At 55.5% G+C, this 17153-nt stretch carries 13 protein-coding genes and 1 other RNA gene; 11 read left to right on the top strand and 3 right to left on the bottom strand.

Translation table 11 applies throughout. The annotated features are described in order from the left end of the window. Positions 1-11 precede the first annotated feature (11 nt). Both menI and ydiJ read right to left on the bottom strand, forming a co-directional pair. Complete coding sequence (menI, locus tag ACUTQ5_RS09720) at positions 12-428, bottom strand: 1,4-dihydroxy-2-naphthoyl-CoA hydrolase (RefSeq protein WP_445651078.1); 417 nt, start codon at positions 426-428, stop codon at positions 12-14. Then, positions 425-3481: a D-2-hydroxyglutarate dehydrogenase YdiJ gene (gene ydiJ, locus ACUTQ5_RS09715; RefSeq protein WP_445651077.1), complete on the bottom strand. Its 3057-nt coding sequence runs from the start codon at positions 3479-3481 to the stop codon at positions 425-427. Before ydiJ ends, menI begins: the two co-directional genes overlap by 4 nt. 293 nt (positions 3482-3774) lie before the next feature. On the opposite strand from ydiJ, the gene ydiK reads away from it, so the two are divergent. Together ydiK and rprA are read left to right on the top strand one after the other, a co-directional pair. Then, positions 3775-4875: an AI-2E family transporter YdiK gene (ydiK, locus tag ACUTQ5_RS09710; RefSeq protein WP_445651076.1), complete on the top strand. Its 1101-nt coding sequence runs from the start codon at positions 3775-3777 to the stop codon at positions 4873-4875. Positions 4876-5127: 252 nt separating this feature from the next. Further along, positions 5128-5238: antisense sRNA RprA (gene rprA / locus ACUTQ5_RS09705), an RNA gene on the top strand. Between the two features lie 111 nt (positions 5239-5349). Here rprA and ppsA read toward each other — a convergent pair. Continuing rightward, a complete protein-coding gene (gene ppsA, locus ACUTQ5_RS09700) occupies positions 5350-7728 on the bottom strand; it encodes a phosphoenolpyruvate synthase (protein ID WP_445651075.1) in 2379 nt (792 codons plus the stop codon). A 533-nt stretch (positions 7729-8261) separates the two neighbouring features. On the opposite strand from ppsA, the gene ppsR reads away from it, so the two are divergent. The 9 genes from ppsR to ACUTQ5_RS09655 all read left to right on the top strand — a co-directional run bounded on the left by ppsR (position 8262) and on the right by ACUTQ5_RS09655 (position 17115). After that, positions 8262-9083, top strand: coding sequence for a posphoenolpyruvate synthetase regulatory kinase/phosphorylase PpsR (ppsR, locus tag ACUTQ5_RS09695; protein WP_445651074.1), 822 nt, complete (start codon positions 8262-8264; stop codon positions 9081-9083). Positions 9084-9279: 196 nt separating this feature from the next. Beyond that, a complete protein-coding gene (locus ACUTQ5_RS09690) occupies positions 9280-10326 on the top strand; it encodes a 3-deoxy-7-phosphoheptulonate synthase (RefSeq protein WP_445651073.1) in 1047 nt (348 codons plus the stop codon). Positions 10327-10429: 103 nt separating this feature from the next. Further along, positions 10430-10915 (top strand): glutathione peroxidase, encoded by a 486-nt coding sequence (locus ACUTQ5_RS09685; RefSeq protein WP_445651072.1) that lies wholly within the window; start codon positions 10430-10432, stop codon positions 10913-10915. 168 nt (positions 10916-11083) lie between these two features. Beyond that, positions 11084-11269: a hemin uptake protein HemP gene (gene hemP / locus ACUTQ5_RS09680; RefSeq protein ID WP_445651071.1), complete on the top strand. Its 186-nt coding sequence runs from the start codon at positions 11084-11086 to the stop codon at positions 11267-11269. A 93-nt stretch (positions 11270-11362) separates the two neighbouring features. Beyond that, positions 11363-13408: a TonB-dependent hemoglobin/transferrin/lactoferrin family receptor gene (locus ACUTQ5_RS09675; protein ID WP_445651070.1), complete on the top strand. Its 2046-nt coding sequence runs from the start codon at positions 11363-11365 to the stop codon at positions 13406-13408. 63 nt (positions 13409-13471) lie between these two features. Continuing rightward, a complete protein-coding gene (locus ACUTQ5_RS09670; RefSeq protein WP_445651069.1) occupies positions 13472-14506 on the top strand; it encodes a hemin-degrading factor in 1035 nt (344 codons plus the stop codon). Further along, entirely contained in the window at positions 14503-15333 is an 831-nt protein-coding gene (locus ACUTQ5_RS09665) for a heme/hemin ABC transporter substrate-binding protein (protein ID WP_445651068.1), read from the top strand. Before ACUTQ5_RS09670 ends, ACUTQ5_RS09665 begins: the two co-directional genes overlap by 4 nt. Next, positions 15333-16337 (top strand): FecCD family ABC transporter permease, encoded by a 1005-nt coding sequence (locus tag ACUTQ5_RS09660; RefSeq protein ID WP_445651067.1) that lies wholly within the window; start codon positions 15333-15335, stop codon positions 16335-16337. The genes ACUTQ5_RS09665 and ACUTQ5_RS09660 overlap by 1 nt, the downstream gene beginning before the upstream one ends. Further along, complete coding sequence (locus ACUTQ5_RS09655; RefSeq protein ID WP_445651066.1) at positions 16330-17115, top strand: heme ABC transporter ATP-binding protein; 786 nt, start codon at positions 16330-16332, stop codon at positions 17113-17115. Before ACUTQ5_RS09660 ends, ACUTQ5_RS09655 begins: the two co-directional genes overlap by 8 nt. Positions 17116-17153: the final 38 nt, after the last annotated feature.

The following is a 17153-nucleotide window of genomic DNA, read 5'->3' as shown; positions in this document are numbered from 1 at the left end:
GGGGGAAACGCTTAGTCGATAATGGCGGTGGTCAGGCGCGAGGTGCAGCAAAGGCGATCGCGCGCATCGAAGATTTCTATCTGCCACACCTGATGACGACGGCCAACGTGCAGCGCACGGCACACGCCGCGAACTTCGCCTTCAAATGCTGCCCGCAAATGGTTAGCGTTGATTTCCAACCCCACCACCTTCTGCTCACCTTCGCAACACAGATAACCGGCCATCGATCCCATCGACTCTGCCAGCACCACCGATGCCCCGCCGTGCAGCAGGCCAAATGGCTGCCGGGTGCGCTGATCGACCGGCATGGTAGCCTCGAGGTAGTCGTCCTCCAGCCGGGTGAACCGGATGCCGACATGACTGACCATGCAGCCTTCACCGGCCTGGTTTAGTTGCTCCAGCGTCGTTTCTCTTTTCCACAGTTTCACTCGATCATCTCCAGAAGTGCCTGTAATGGGTGACGTACCGCGTTACCCTCAATGCGTTTGACCTGGCTACGGCAGGAATAACCGGTCGCCAGGCAACGTTGCCGTGGCAAACGTTGCAGCGCCTGGTGCCATGATAGCTCATAAATGCCGAGTGAATTCTGCAAGTTATTGACTTCATGCCCGTAGGTACCCGCCATACCACAACAGCCAACGCTGACATTTTCCAGCCTGGCACCAAAGCGTGCAAAGATCGACGCCCAATGTTGGCCGCTGGTCGGCAATGCCGTGGTCTCGGTACAGTGACCGAACAGATACCAGGCTTCACCGGTCGCCGGCTGCTCGGCACGCTCGGCCAGCAACCGTTGCAGCCATTCGTGCACCAATTGCACCTGGAAGTCGCCGCGAGTTTCCCCGAGGATCTCGTTATATTCGTCGCGGTAACACAGCACCAACGCCGGATCGACCCCCACCAGCGGCATGCCGAGCTTTGCCACCCGGTTGAGAAAATCGGCGGTCTTGCGCGCAGTGCGGGCAAAACGCGTCAGGAAACCTTTGATATGCTGCGCCTTGCCGTTGGGTGAGAACGGCAACAGTACCGGCCGATAACCCAACTTTTCCACTAGCCGTACAAAGTCCGCCACCACTTTGGCATCGTAATAACTGGTAAACGGATCCTGCACGATCAAAACGTGCTGTTCGCGTTGTTGCAGGTTCAGCGCTTCCAGCTGTTCCAGCGTCATGGTGAACGCACCGTGGCCGGAAAGCTGTTGGCGCAGCGTCGGGCTGGAAAGCAGCGGTAAATCAACCATGCCGATACTGTTGCGGCTCAGTTCACGCACCCAAGGTTGCCTGAAGAAGAAGTTGAACACTTTTGGCGCTTTCGCCATCAGTGGGGTGTAACTTTCTACCCCGGCGACCATATAGTCACGCGCCGGTCGCAGATAACGGGTGTGATAAAGCTGCAGGAAACGTGAACGGAAACCAGGTACGTCAATTTTGATCGGGCACTGAGTGGAGCAGGCCTTACAGGCCAGACAGCCGGACATCGCCTCTTTCACCTCGTGCGAAAAATCGTATTCCCCTTTGCCGGCATACCAACTGTTGCGGGTTTTCTCGATCAAGGTCCTGAAGCTGACACGCTGCTGCGGCAGTTGCTTTTCCAGTGCCAGTGGATCGACGCCCTGTTCGGACAGCAGACGCAGCCATTCACGCACCAGCGCCGCCCGCCCTTTTGGCGAGTGAATGCGGCTGCCGGTGATCTTCATTGACGGACACATCGGGCTGCGGACGTCAAAATTGAAACACAAACCGTTGCCATTACACTCCATGGCACCACGGAACGAGGTGCGAACCTCGACCGGAATGCGTCGATCGAGGGTTCCTCGTTTGGCGGCGTCCACTTTCATCATCGGCGCATCGACGCCCAACGGCGAACAGATTTTGCCGGGGTTGAGTCGGTTGTCCGGGTCGAAAGCGGCCTTGATACGGCGCAGCTCCAGGTAAAGCTCGTCGCCAAAGAACGCCGGGCTGTATTCGGCGCGGAACCCTTTGCCGTGCTCCCCCCACAGCAACCCGCCATACTTGGCGGTCAACGCCACCACCTGGTCGGACAGTTGCTTCATCAGCACTTCCTGCTGCGGGTCGCACATGTCGAGAGCCGGACGCACATGCAATACACCGGCATCCACATGGCCAAACATGCCGTAGCTGAGATTATGACTATCGAGCAACTGACGGAATTCAACGATGTAGTCGGCCAGATGCTGCGGTGGCACACAAGTGTCCTCGGCAAACGGGATCGGCTTGGCACGCCCTTTGGCATTGCCCAATAGCCCGACCGCCTTTTTGCGCATGTTGTAAATTCGCTCAATGCCGTCCAGATCGCCACAGATTTGATAGCCAATCACTCCGCCCTGTCGTTCGGCGATTAGCTCGTCCAGCCGCAGGCACAAATCCTCCATCTGCTGGTCGATCAGAGCCTTGTCATCGCCAGCAAACTCAACGATGTTCAGGCCCAGCATCTCTTTATCCGGCACGTTGGTGATCAGTTCATTGACCGAATGCCAGACAATATCTTCGCGTGCCAGGTTTAACACCTTGGAGTCGATAGTCTCGACCGACAGCGCTTTGGCTTCCACCATAAAAGGCGCGTTGCGCAGTGCGGAATCAAAGGAGTCGTATTTAACATTCACCAACCGGCGCACCTTCGGCAGCAGCGTAATATCCAGCCGCGCTTCGGTGATAAACGCCAGCGTCCCTTCGGCACCGGTCAGAATACGTGTCAGATCGAAGGTTTTCAGGTCATCGCTGAACACATGGCGCAGATCGTAGCCGGTCAGAAAACGGTTAAGCTTGGGAAATTTTTCCAGAATCAACGCCCGCTGATCGCGACAGCTGTTGAGCACCCGGTTATAGATGCGCCCTTCAACCGTGTCTTCGTTGGCAATCGTTTCCGCCAATGGCGTCGGCATGGCGCGGGTGTCAATCATATCCCCACCCAGCAGCACCGCCCGCAAGCCCAATACATGGTCGGAAGTTTTTCCGTAGACCAGCGATCCCTGACCAGAGGCGTCAGTGTTAATCATACCGCCGAGCGTAGCGCGGTTACTGGTGGAAAGCTCCGGTGAGAAAAAATAACCGAACGGCCGCAGATACTGGTTGAGCTGATCCTTGATAACCCCGGCCTCAACCTTGACCCAGCCCTGCTCGACGTTGATTTCAAGAATGCGGTTCATGTGGCGCGACATATCCACCACAATACCGCTGTTGAGCGACTGCCCGTTGGTCCCTGTCCCACCACCGCGTGGGCTGAAGGTCAGCGCAGTGAAGCGCTCTTCGGCCGCCAGACGTGCAATAAGTGCCACATCCGCAGTGGAACGGGGAAACACTACCGCGTCAGGCAGCAACTGATAGATACTGTTATCGGTCGCCATCGTCAACCGATCGGCATAGCTGGTAGCGATATCGCCGTTATACCCGTTTTGCTTCAACGCTTCCAAAAAATCGAGCACCCGTTGAACGAGGCCGGGCGCCTGAGAAATCTGTGGGATCATTCGCTTTTTGACCCTGTCTGTCTAATTTTTATGCGTCATTATGCACGCTGAATCAGGCCTTTATTCAGACCCACCCTGTTTTTTATTAGAGATAAAAACTAACATACTCGTTTAGTGAAGGCATGCAGATTATTAGGTCGCCAGACGACGCACCAAAAAAGGGTGCGTCACATTGTGAAAAGTGGCGAAGATGCACCATGCTTAATTTTTTTCCCCTATGAATTTCAAGTTGCGGCTAACAGTGCTGCGACTTGAAAGGCGACGGGTATACTGACCAGAATGAGAACCCATTCATGACACTCCCACAATCCCGCTATGATTTGCCACGGATTATTTTTGGCGTGCTGTTTATCGCCATAATGATCGTCGCCTGTTTTTGGGTCATTCAACCTTTTATTCTCGGTTTTGCCTGGGCCGGCATGGTGGTCATCGCCACCTGGCCACTGCTGATTAAACTGCAAAAAATACTTTGGGGACGACGTTCACTGGCGGTGCTAGTGATGACGATACTGCTGATCCTGCTGTTTATCCTGCCAATTTCTCTGCTGGTCAGCAGCGTGGTGGACAACAGCGCGCCTATCGTGGCCTGGGCCAGCACGCCGGGCAAACTGCATATTCCCGATCTGGCCTGGCTGCAATCAATCCCGATGATCGGCGATAAGGTCTATCACAGTTATCACACCCTGGTGAACGCCGGAGGCAGTGCGCTGATGGCAAAGGTGCAGCCTTACTTCGGCCAGACCGCCACCTGGTTCGTGGCACAGGCCGCGCATATTGGCCGCCTGCTATTGCATTGCACATTGATGCTACTGTTTAGCGTGTTGCTGTATGCACGCGGCGAGCAAGTGGCTCTGGGCATTCGCCACTTTGCAACGCGTCTGGGGGCCGAAAGAGGCGACGCTGCCGTGGTGCTGGGTGGTCAGGCGATCCGTGCGGTGGCGCTGGGCGTGGTGGTGACGGCGCTGGTGCAGTCGGTACTGGGTGGTATTGGCCTGGCGGTGACCGGCATACCTGCCGCTACCCTGCTGACGGTGCTGATCTTTATCTGCTGCGTGGCGCAGTTGGGGCCGTTACTGGTGCTGGTACCGGCAATCATCTGGTTGTACTGGAGTGGCGATACCACCTGGGGCACCGTGCTGTTGGTATGGAGCTGCGTGGTCGCTACGCTGGATAACGTGCTGCGGCCAGTGCTGATCCGCATGGGCGCCGACCTGCCGATGATCCTGATCCTTTCCGGCGTTATCGGCGGCTTACTGGCTTTCGGCATGATTGGCCTGTTTATCGGTCCAGTGGTGTTGGCGGTATCTTACCGTTTACTCACTGCCTGGATGAATGAAGCGCCAGAACCGACTGTCGACCTGGAAGACGTTGCCAAAGACCTGGAACAGATGTAATCCCGTTTCTGCCCGGGTCACCGGGCAGAAATCCTCTTTCCCCCTCGCTGGCTTCCAGAATACATCATCCGCAATAATAAAATTCACCGCCGTTTTCTGATCTAATGACCATTATTTAAACATACAGAATAAATGCATCTTTTTAGTGCCAAGATAAAAAAGATCCGCCACCAAAAATAAATTCTAATACACAGGTTGATTAAGACGATTCTTAATGACTAATGACGCTTAAATATCTAGTATTATTGCCATCTATTGCTTCAAATACCTGATTTAAAGCAAGATTTCCAAACAATGTAATGCCATACATGTGAATTGCTGTGTGTAGTCTTTGCCCGTCTTTTATGATGGGCTTTTTTTTATTCTTTTTTTGACCGCCTTTATTCACTGCGCCTTTTTATTTACATTCAGAAATAATAAAGCCGTAACCTGAGTTACGGCTTTAGCCTTGAACATTATTCCCTATTGCGAAAATTATGTTCTCTTCGACAAATTAACCCAGGTTTGCACCACGGTATCCGGGTTGAGCGACAGACTGTCGATACCCTGATCCATCAACCATTCGGCAAAGTCTTCATGGTCGGACGGGCCCTGGCCGCAAATACCGACGTATTTGCCCTGACGCTTGGCCGCCTGAATCGCCATCGACAGCAGAATTTTCACCGCTTCGTTACGCTCGTCAAACAGCTCAGACACCACGCCCGAGTCACGATCCAGCCCCAGGGTTAACTGAGTCATGTCGTTGGAGCCAATGGAGAAGCCATCAAAGTGCTGCAGGAACTGATCTGCCAACAGCGCATTTGATGGGATCTCGCACATCATGATCACTTTCAGGCCGTTCTCACCGCGCTTGAGACCCTGGCGTGCCAATTCGGCCACCACCGCCTCCGCCTGTTCCACCGTGCGAACAAACGGCACCATGATCTCAACGTTGGTCAGGCCCATTTCGTTACGCACGCGTTTTACCGCCTCACATTCCATCGCGAAACAGTCACGGAAATTGTCGGACACGTAACGACCGGCACCGCGGAAGCCCAACATTGGGTTCTCTTCATGCGGCTCATACTTCTCGCCGCCGACCAGGTTGGCATACTCATTGGATTTGAAGTCGGACAGGCGCACGATCACTCGCTTCGGCCAGAACGCGGCGCCCAGCGTTGCGATCCCTTCCGTCAAACGGCCGACATAGAACTCGACCGGATGGTCGTAGCCCTGCATCAGCGTCCTGATTTCCGCTTGCAGCTCCGGAGTCTGCTGATCAAACTCCAGCAACGCCTTCGGATGCACGCCAATCATACGGTTGATGATAAATTCCAAACGGGCCAGGCCCACACCTTCATTCGGCAAACGCGCGAAGTCAAAGGCACGGTCAGGGTTGCCGACGTTCATCATGATCTTCAGCGGCAGATCCGGCAGTTCGGTCACTTCGGAACTCTGCACGTTAAAATCGAGGATATCGCTGTAGACGAAGCCGGTATCACCTTCTGCACAAGAAACGGTGACCTGTTGACCTTCTTTCAGCAAATCGGTCGCGTTACCACAGCCAACCACCGCCGGAATGCCCAGTTCACGCGCGATGATCGCCGCATGGCAGGTACGGCCGCCACGGTTGGTGACGATGGCGGCGGCTTTCTTCATGATCGGTTCCCAGTCCGGATCGGTCATGTCAGTTACCAGCACGTCGCCTGGCTCAATACGATCCATCTCGCTGATGTTATGGATGACCTTCACCGGACCTGCGCCAATGCGGTGGCCGATAGCACGCCCTTCCACCAGCACCGGGCTGGTCGCGTTAAGCTGATAACGCTCCATCGTTTGCTCGTTAGAGCGTACGGTTTCCGGACGGGCCTGCACGATCAGCAATTTGCCAGTATGGCCGTCTTTAGCCCACTCGATGTCCATCGGGCGGCCGTAGTGTTTTTCGATCAGGAGTGCCTGATGGGCCAGCCCCTGAACTTCTTCGTCGGTCAGAGAGAAACGATTGCGTTGCTGCTCTGGAACGTCTTCAATTTGGACCTGCTTGCCGTGATCCTGCGATGGCGCATACACCATACGGATTTTCTTCGAGCCGAGATTACGGCGCACGATAGCCGGGTTGCCTCTCAGCAGCGTCGGTTTGTGCACATAGAACTCGTCCGGGTTGACGGCGCCCTGCACCACCATTTCGCCCAGACCGAAGGCGGAGGTGATAAACACCACCTGATCAAAACCGGATTCGGTATCGATGGTGAACATGACGCCGGAAGACGCCAGGTCAGAACGCACCATGCGCTGTACGCCGGCCGACAAGGCCACGCCGCGATGGTCATAGCCCTGATGTACCCGGTAGGAAATGGCGCGGTCGTTAAACAGGGAGGCATAAACATGCTTAATCGCCACCATCACGGCGTTGATACCCTGCACGTTGAGGAAGGTTTCCTGCTGGCCGGCAAAGGAGGCATCCGGCATGTCTTCTGCTGTGGCGGAGGAACGCACGGCAAATGACGCTTCCGGCTCGCCGTCGGCCAGTTGCTGGTAAGCCAGGTTAATTTCACGCTCGAATTCCGCATGGAATGGCGTGTCGATAATCCATTGACGGATTTGTGCGCCCGCCTTGGTCAATTGAGCAATATCGTCAACGTCAGTTTGATCCAGTAACTGATAGATGCGCTGGTTAACACCGCTTTGCTCGAGGAAATCGTTAAACGCCTGCGCGGTGGTGGCAAAACCGTTTGGCACGGCCACGCCCAAATCGGAAAGATTGGTGATCATTTCACCGAGGGAGGCATTTTTGCCGCCGACACGGTCAACGTCGTGCATGCCGAGCTGGTTGTACCAAAGCACATTACGCAAGTCTGGGCCATTGTTGGACATCGAGACAATCCTTATTGCTATCAGTAGGGTATAGACGGATTTAATTCGCTTGCTTTCTCAGCGCCGCTAAAACGGTGCCGAGTCAGACTAGCACAATGATCCATAGGAAATGGAAAGGTGAATCGATCAACCCGGTGAAGAAAGTGGATTTTAGGAAAACTTCCTGAAACGCAAAACCGGCCTGGAATCGTTCCCTGTCGCACTAATAGCTTAAATCTCAACAAATTAAGTATTTTTTAAACTTCAGTTTTAAAACCCCTGTTATTTACGCAGTCTTTGATGAAAATAGCGCCATCCAGACCAATAATTCCTCATTGGAAATAAACCTCCTTTTTTCATAAAATTTAAAATAGTGTTTTAGCCCCGTATTTTTATCGCCATCGTTTATTCCCCGACCGACCTTTTTATTCGTCGACTCTGCCCACACTATCACAATTTTTTTGCCTGCCTCTTTACCGTTGGATCCTCTGCAGCCCATGATAAAGACTAATAGACGTGATAGTGACGTCACTATTTCAGGTAAGGAGCCCAAGGTGGAAAGAAGCGTTTTTTATATTTCGGACGGTACGGCGATCACCGCGGAGGTTTTGGGCCACGCGGTGTTGTCGCAATTTCCGGTGAAGGCCACCACCTTTACGCTGCCCTTTGTGGAAACCGAAGCCCGGGCCCGTGGGGTTTGCCAGCAGATTAATGATATCTATCGTGATACCGGCGTGCGGCCGTTAGTGTTTTACTCGATCATTTCGCCGGAAGTACGCAAGGTCATTACCCAGAGCGAAGGTTTCTGCCAGGACATCGTGCAGGCGCTGGTTGGCCCGTTACAGGGGGAACTGGAAGTAGAACCTACCCCGGTGCCGAACCGCACCCACGGGTTGACCGCCAGCAATCTCGGTAAATATGACGCCCGTATCGCGGCTATTGACTACACGTTAGCCCATGATGACGGCATTTCATTGCGTAACCTCGATCAAGCACAGGTGATTTTACTCGGCGTTTCGCGCTGCGGCAAAACACCCACCAGCCTGTATCTGGCGATGCAGTTCGGTATCCGTGCGGCCAACTATCCGTTTACCGCCGACGATATGGACAACTTGCACCTCCCCACCGCGCTGAAGCCGTTTCAGCACAAGCTTTTCGGCCTGACGATCGATCCGGAGCGGTTAGCCGCCATCCGTGAAGAACGGCGCGAAAACAGCCGTTATGCTTCCATTCGCCAGTGCCGGATGGAGCTTGCAGAAGTCGAAGCGCTGTTCCGTAAAAACCAGATCCGTTATCTGAACACCACCAATTATTCGGTGGAAGAGATCTCGACCAAAATCCTGGATATTCTGGGAATGAGTCGCCGGATGTTCTGATCCTGACAAGATGGTGGGGAAGCCCCTGCCATCTGTTGATTAATTCCCCACAGGCCATGTTTTTTGTGCTTTTTTTAGCGGTTCTGATCAACAGAACACAGTTTCTCCGGTTGAATTCATCGGTTTTTACGTTATTGTGATCGCCATCACTTCCCGGCACTCCTGCCGCAGAGAAGAAAAGTCTTTAGAGAAAATCATGCACAAAACAGATGAACTGCGGACCGCGCGCATCGATAGCCTCGTCACACCGCAAGAGCTGGCGGAGAAGTTGCCAATCTCGGCGGAAATCGCGGACAGTGTAACGGCCTCGCGGCAGCGAATTGAAAAAATCCTGACCGGTGAAGACCGTCGCCTGTTGGTGGTTATCGGCCCTTGCTCTATTCACGATCTTGACGCCGCCATCGATTATGCCGGCCGATTGAATGCGTTGCGCATCCGTTACCAGGACCGCCTCGAAATCGTGATGCGCACCTATTTTGAAAAACCGCGCACCGTGGTGGGCTGGAAAGGCCTGATCTCCGATCCGTCACTGGATGGCACCTTCCAGGTCAATCGCGGGATCGAGATGGCGCGCAGACTGCTGCTGGAAGTTAACCAGCTCGGCCTGCCCACCGCCACCGAGTTCCTGGACATGGTGGTTGGCCAATACATTGCTGATTTGATCAGTTGGGGCGCGATTGGCGCACGGACCACCGAAAGCCAGATCCACCGTGAAATGGCCTCGGCACTGTCCTGCCCGGTAGGCTTTAAAAACGGCACTGACGGCAATACCCGTATCGCGATTGACGCTATTCGTGCAGCCCGCGCCGGGCATATGTTCCTGTCGCCGGACAAGCATGGCCAGATGACTATCTATCAGACCAGCGGCAATCCTTATGGCCATATCATCATGCGTGGTGGCAAAACACCGAACTACCATGCTACCGATGTGGTCGCCGCCTGCGACAGCCTGCGCGAATTCGATCTGCCCGAACAACTGGTGATCGATTTTAGCCACGGCAACTGCCAGAAATTGCATCGCCGCCAGTTGGAAGTGGCCGAAAACGTCTGCCAGCAGATCCGCGCCGGTTCTGTCGCCGTCGCCGGCGTAATGGCAGAAAGCTTCCTGGTGGAAGGCACCCAGAAAATCGTTGCCGGTCAACCGCTGACCTATGGCCAATCGATCACCGACCCTTGCCTGAGCTGGTCCGACAGCGAACAGCTGCTGGCCATGCTGGCCGATGCGGTAGACACCCGTTTCTGATCCCATCGCCGGGGCCCCGCCCCGGCTTTTCCGCCCACCACTCACTCATCTATACTGGTAGCAATTCTCTCAGTTCCCCATGGAAAGGATATGGAGTTCCAGCATGATCCACTCACTGTTATCCATCCCCTGTGTCACCCTGCAAGGGGAGCACAAAACCCTGGGCGACTTCCCTGCCCGGGCTTATCTGGTGGTCAACACCGCCAGCAAATGCGGATTTACTCCTCAATACCACGGGCTGGAAAACCTGTGGCAGTTCTACCGCGAACGAGGCCTGATGGTACTGGGCTTTCCCTGCAATCAGTTCGGCGCACAGGAACCCGGCGATCCGTTGGAGATTGCCAACTTTTGCACGCTGAACTATGGCGTCAGCTTCCCGCTGTTCAGCAAAGTTGAAGTTAATGGCCCAGGCGCACATCCGTTGTTCAACGAATTAAAACGCCTGGCACCGGGCGTTCTGGGCACTCAACGCATTAAATGGAACTTCACCAAGTTCCTGCTGACCGCCGACGGCCAGCGGGTAAAACGCTACGCACCGATCACCAAACCCGAACGTCTGTTTGAGCGCATTGAAACCCTGCTGAAATAACCCTGAATTTTACGGGCTGAGCCATCTCAGCCCATCCCACATCCCCTTTCTGTAAAAAGCTTCCATTGGTAAGAAAATTTTCCTTGATGTAACCTTTCACTCACATGATAATGATTCTCGCTTTAATATTAATTACCATTTAATGGTCTGTTTCATAAACATATGACGATGGATAACCACCACCCCAACCTGCCTGCCCAGGCTGTTCACACCGCTGAAAGCGGCCTGACGACGCCGCCTTGCTACGACAGTGCACAACTGCTCGATGCCGATGGCGTGGCGATCATCATCCATCAGGGCCAGCGCTATCAGTTACGACAGACCAAAGCCGGGAAACTGATCCTGACCAAATAATTCCCATCCCTTAACGCCAGCCACCCCGATCCTTTTTGATCCAGGCAGCCAGCAAATCTATTGATATGTTTAAAACATACGGAGAGTTGCGACATGCCTCTGATCTATTCCACCCGGCTGCGTTTATCCGCATTGAGTCTGGCGATTGCCTGTACTCTGCCGACGGTGACTTTTGCACAGACCAGCGAAACCCCTGCTTCTTCTTCCACGACCCCGCAGGTAAAAAAGGACAACGCCAGCGACGAAACCCTGACCGTCGCCGCCACCGGCAACGCACGCAGCAGCTTTGAAGCACCGATGATGGTTACGGTGATCGAGGGTAATTCGCCTGAAAGCCAGACCGCCACCAGCGCCGCCGATATGCTACGCCGCGTACCGGGGCTTACCATCAATGGTACCGGCCGTAGCAACGGTCAGGATGTTTCTATGCGCGGCTACGGTAAAAATGGCGTATTGACGCTGGTCGATGGCATCCGCCAGGGCACAGACACCGGGCACATTGGTGCCACCTTCCTTGATCCGGCGTTGGTAAAACGCATTGAGGTGGTTAAAGGCCCCGCCGCCATGCTGTATGGCAGCGGGGCTTTGGGAGGGGTGATCGCCTATGAAACCGTGGATGCCGCCGATCTGCTGTTGCCGGGTCATGATACTGGCTACCGGGTCTACGGCACCGCCGGCAGCGGCGATCATAGCCTGGGTATGGGCGCCAGCGCCTATGGCAAGACAGACAATCTCGACGGCCTGTTGTCGTTCGGTACCCGTGACGTCGGCGATCTACGCCAGGGCAACGGCTTTGATGCCCCCAACGATGAAACCATCAGCAATGTGCTGGCCAAGGGAACCTGGAAAATCGATGATGCTCAGTCACTGAGCGGCGATCTGCGCTATTACAATAACAGCGCCCGTGAGCCAAAAAACCCGCAGGAACCCAATTTTTCCCGCAGCAATCCTATGACCCAACGCTCGACTATCCAGCGCGATGCGGCGTTGAGCTATAAGCTTAAACCGCTAAATCAGCAATGGCTGGACGCCGACGTTAAGGTGTATACCTCAGAAGTCAAAATTAACGCTCACGATGCCGGCTCCACGGATGAATTCCGTAAGCAAACCACCCACGGCGTCAAACTGGAAAACCGCACCCGCCTGTTTGCCGACAGTTTCGCTTCGCACCTGCTGACCTACGGTTCAGAAAGCTATCAACAAAAACAAGCGCCAGGCGGCGCCACTACCAGCTTCCCACAGGCTAAAATCGACTTCGCCTCGGGCTGGTTGCAGGATGAAATTACGTTGCGTGATATCCCCGTCACCCTTCTGGCAGGAACGCGTTACGACAATTACAAAGGCAGCAGCCAGGGCCATGATGATGTTAATGCGGATAAGTGGTCATCCCGCGGCGCACTGACCTATTCACCTACCGATTGGTTGATGTTGTTCGGTTCTTATTCCCAAGCTTTCCGCGCACCTACCATGGGCGAAATGTACAATGACTCCAGACACTTTCCCGGCAACTATTGGGTGCCCAACCCAAATCTGAGACCTGAAACCACCAGCACCGCGGAGTACGGTTTCGGCCTGCGCTTCGACGATTTACTGATGGCTGGCGATAACCTGCAGTTCAAAGCCAGCTACTTCGACACCGATGCCAAAGACTACATCAGCCTGTACGTCACCCGGACTCAGACTGCCTCGCAAAATATCTCACGCGCTAAAATCTGGGGTTGGGATACATCGCTGAGCTATCAAACCCCGTGGTTTAATTGGGATCTGGCCTACAACCGTACGCGCGGTAAAGATAAGTCACGCAGCGGTGAGTTGAACGGCAACAGCGGCGAATGGCTAAGCGACATCAACCCGGATACGGTTACCAGTTCGCTTGACGTCCCTTTGGGTGAAAGCGGCCTGTCGACCGGTTGGGTAACGACCTTCGCCGAAAGATCCACCCACGTGGCAACCGGCACGGCGGAGCAAAGCGGCTATGGCGTCAACGATTTCTACCTGAGCTATAAAGGCCGCGATCGCCTGCAGGGCGTGACCACCACGGTGGTGCTGGGCAATGCCTTTGATAAAGAATACTACTCGCCACAAGGCATTCCGCAGGACGGGCGCAATGCCAAACTGCTGGTCAGCTATCAGTGGTAACCTTTTGAATCCGGCGGGCATGAAGATTGCCCGCCGCCTGACTCTCACACAGGAGAACCCGCAATGAGCAATACCCTATATGCACGCTACCAGCAGGCAAAAATTGATAATCCAGGCAAATATGCGCGTGACCTGGCTGAAATTCTTGGCGTCAGTGAAGCAGAACTGACCCACGCCCGCGTCGGTCAGGACACCTGTCGTCTGCAGGCCGATGCCCGTACCTTGCTGAGCGAACTCGAGCAGGTTGGCGTCACCAAATCCATTACCCGCAACAGCTACGCGGTGCACGAGCAAATGGGCCGTTATCGCAACCAGCACCTGAACGGCCACGCCGGGCTGATCCTCAATCCGCGCGAGCTGGATCTGCGCCTGTTCCTCAACCAGTGGGCCAGCGCTTTCGCCCTGAGCGAAACCAACAAGCGCGGCGTACGACACAGCATTCAGTTCTTCGATCATCAGGGCGACGCACTGCATAAGGTTTACACCACCGATGAAACCGATCTCCCTGCCTGGATGGCACTGGTTGAACGCCACCTGAATGCGGAAAACCCGAAGCTGGAACTGCAACCGGCAGACGCCACGGTCGGTAACACCTCACCAGATGCCGACAAAATTGATCGGGAATGGCGCGAAATGACCGACGTTCACCAGTTCTTCCAGTTGTTGAGCCGCAACAAACTGACCCGCCAGCAAGCCTTCAGCGCCGTCGGTAACGATTTGGCCTATCGGGTTGATAACGGTGCCCTGAGCCAATTGCTTAACGCCGCGATGGGCCTGCAGAACGAAATCATGATTTTTGTCGGCAACCGCGGCTGCGTGCAGATCTTCACCGGTCAGATTGAACGCCTGATGCCGCAGGAAGGCTGGATTAACGTGTTTAATCGCCACTTCACCCTGCACCTGATCGAAGATGCGATCGCCGAAAGCTGGATCACCCGCAAGCCCACTAAAGACGGCTTCGTCACCAGTCTGGAACTGTTTGCCGCCGACGGTACCCAGATTGCTCAACTTTACGGCCAGCGTACCGAAGGCCAGCCGGAGCAAACTCAGTGGCGTGAGCAGGTTGCCGCGCTTGAACCCAAGGACATTGCCGCATGAAATCTTCATTGACCTGTCGTCTGGCGCTGTGCATTACGCTAGCGTTGCCGTTCACCGCTGTGGCGGCAGAACGTATTGTCTCGATAGGCGGTGACGTCACCGAAATTGCCTTCGCCCTGGGCGCGGGCGATGAAGTGATAGCGCGAGACAGCACCAGCCTGCAGCCGGAAGCGGTTAAAAAACTGCCGGATGTCGGTTACATGCGCCAGCTCAATGCCGAAGGTATTTTGGCGCTGAAACCCTCGCTGGTACTGACCACCGAATTGGCCGAACCTGCGTTGGTGCTCAAACAGCTGGAAGAAAGTGGCGTTAAAGTCGTGCGCATTCCCGGCGATACCACCTTGCAAAGCGTGCCGGAAAAAATCGCTGTGATCGCCAGTGCGCTTCAGCGCACCGATCAGGGCAAGCAGCTGAGCACCCGTTACCAGCAGCAATTGGCGGCAGTGAAAACCGATGCGTTGCCGGTCAGGGTGTTGTTCGTCATGAGCCACGGCGGTATTACGCCAATGGCCGCCGGGCAACACACTGCCGCCGACGCGGTCATCACCGCTGCGGGTCTGAAGAATGCCATGCAGGGATTCAGTCGCTATCGGCCGCTGTCACAGGAAGGCGTGATCGCCAGCGCACCGGATTTGCTGCTGGTCACCACTGACGGCATAAAAACGCTCGGCGGCGAACAACAGCTGTGGAAATTGCCGGGCATGGCTCTCACCCCGGCAGGTAAACAACATCGCATATTGGTAGTTGACGATATGGCGCTGCTGGGCTTTGGGCTGGAAACTCCCGCCGCTCTGGCCAAGCTGCGTCATGCGGCGGAGCAAAAGTAATGCGCTGTCGTACCTCTCCCCGTCTGGCGATGACCAGCCTGCTGGTACTGTTGGCAGTGTTGGCTTTGGGCGCTGCCAATATGGGCGCGCTGACGCTGTCATTCCGCACCCTGTGGCAACAGCCTTTCAGCGACACGTCCTGGCATATCTGGCTGAATATCCGTTTGCCACGCGTACTGCTGGCGGTAGTGATAGGCTGCGCGCTGGCGGTATCCGGTGCCGTAATGCAGGGGTTGTTCCGTAACCCCTTGGCCGATCCCAGCCTGTTGGGTATCAGTAGCGGCGGCGCGCTGTTTGTTGCGCTGATTATCGTTATGCCGCTGGCCCTGCCGCCGGTAATTGCCCTGTATGGTCACATGCTGGCGGCATTTCTCGGCAGCATGCTGGTATCGCTGTTGATTTACGGCATCAGCCGCAGCGGCCACGGCAGCCTGTCGCGCCTGCTGCTGGCAGGTATCGCCATCAACGCCCTGTGTATGGCGGCAATTGGCGTGTTGTCTTACCTCAGTAGCGACCAGCAACTGCGCCAGTTTTCACTGTGGATGATGGGCAGCCTGAGCCAGTCGCAATGGCCAACGTTGGCCGTTTCCGCCTCGCTGATCCTGCCAACCACCCTGCTAACGCTCTTGCAGGCGCGCCGCCTGAATCTGCTGCAACTGGGAGATGAAGAGGCTCATTACCTCGGTGTGAATGTTCAGCGTGCCAAGCTACAGCTGCTGCTGTTAAGCGCATTGCTGATAGGTGCAGCGGTAGCGATGAGTGGCGTGATCGGCTTTATCGGCCTGGTGGTGCCGCATTTGGTGCGCATGCGCCTCGGTGGCGACCACCGTTGGCTGCTGCCCTGTTCTGCACTGGGGGGAGCCAGCCTGCTGTTGGTCAGCGATACGCTGGCGCGCACGCTGGTGGCTCCGGCAGAAATGCCGGTCGGTTTAATGACCAGCCTGATCGGCGGGCCTTATTTCTTATGGCTGGTCATGCGCCAGCGGGAGCGCGTGGGTGGATAACACAGCAAGCCTGACGGCGCAGCAGCTACGTTACAGTCTGGGTTCGCGGCGGCTGATCAACGATGTCTCGCTCAGCATCAATAGCGGCGAGATGGTGGCGATTATTGGGCCGAACGGCGCCGGTAAGTCAACGTTACTGCGCCTGTTAACCGGTTATCTGACCCCAGGCTGTGGCGAATGCCAGTTGCTCGGTCGACCGCTGGAACAGTGGCAACCGCAGCAGTTGGCTAAAGTGCGCGCGGTCATGCGTCAACATAGCGATCTGGCCTTCCCCTTTACTGTAGAAGAAGTGGTCAGTATGGGCCGCGCACCCCACGGCAAACGCGACGCGCGACGGGCGGTACAACAGGTGATGGCGCAAACCGACTGTCTCGAATTGGCCCAGCGCGATTATCGCCAGCTCTCCGGCGGCGAACAGCAACGAGTGCAACTCGCCCGCGTGCTGGCGCAGCTTTGGCAACCGCAGCCAACGCCGGCCTGGCTGTTTCTGGACGAACCGACCTCGGCACTGGATCTCTACCACCAGCAACATACGCTCAGGCTGCTGCGTACCCTGACGCGGCAACAACCGATTGCGGCATGCTGTGTATTGCACGATCTCAATCTCGCGGCATTGTATGCGGATCGCATTTTATTGATGCATCAGGGGCAATTGGTCGCGACCGGCACGCCGCAGGAAGTGTTGCAGGCAGATATTCTCACCCGTTGGTATCAGGCGGATCTGGGTGTGGTTCATCACCCGGAAGTGGCGCTGCCACAGGTGTATTTGCGTCAGTAGTTTTTTTACCGGGCGCGCTGTTGCCGCGCCCGTCATCT

The organism is Serratia sp. NA_112.1, assembly GCF_052691715.1.
This window is presented reverse-complemented; position numbering and strand designations above follow the sequence as displayed.

What these genes read in the sequence shown, in the direction of transcription:
- ydiJ (WP_445651077.1), bottom strand. Translation starts at nt 3,481, where the DNA reads ATGATCCCACAGATTTCTCAGGCGCCCGGCCTCGTTCAACGGGTGCTC.
- ydiK (WP_445651076.1), top strand. Translation starts at nt 3,775, where the DNA reads ATGACACTCCCACAATCCCGCTATGATTTGCCACGGATTATTTTTGGC.
- ppsA (WP_445651075.1), bottom strand. Translation starts at nt 7,728, where the DNA reads ATGTCCAACAATGGCCCAGACTTGCGTAATGTGCTTTGGTACAACCAG.
- ACUTQ5_RS09690 (WP_445651073.1), top strand. Translation starts at nt 9,280, where the DNA reads ATGCACAAAACAGATGAACTGCGGACCGCGCGCATCGATAGCCTCGTC.
- ACUTQ5_RS09685 (WP_445651072.1), top strand. Translation starts at nt 10,430, where the DNA reads ATGATCCACTCACTGTTATCCATCCCCTGTGTCACCCTGCAAGGGGAG.
- hemP (WP_445651071.1), top strand. Translation starts at nt 11,084, where the DNA reads ATGGATAACCACCACCCCAACCTGCCTGCCCAGGCTGTTCACACCGCT.
- ACUTQ5_RS09675 (WP_445651070.1), top strand. Translation starts at nt 11,363, where the DNA reads ATGCCTCTGATCTATTCCACCCGGCTGCGTTTATCCGCATTGAGTCTG.
- ACUTQ5_RS09670 (WP_445651069.1), top strand. Translation starts at nt 13,472, where the DNA reads ATGAGCAATACCCTATATGCACGCTACCAGCAGGCAAAAATTGATAAT.
- ACUTQ5_RS09665 (WP_445651068.1), top strand. Translation starts at nt 14,503, where the DNA reads ATGAAATCTTCATTGACCTGTCGTCTGGCGCTGTGCATTACGCTAGCG.
- ACUTQ5_RS09660 (WP_445651067.1), top strand. Translation starts at nt 15,333, where the DNA reads ATGCGCTGTCGTACCTCTCCCCGTCTGGCGATGACCAGCCTGCTGGTA.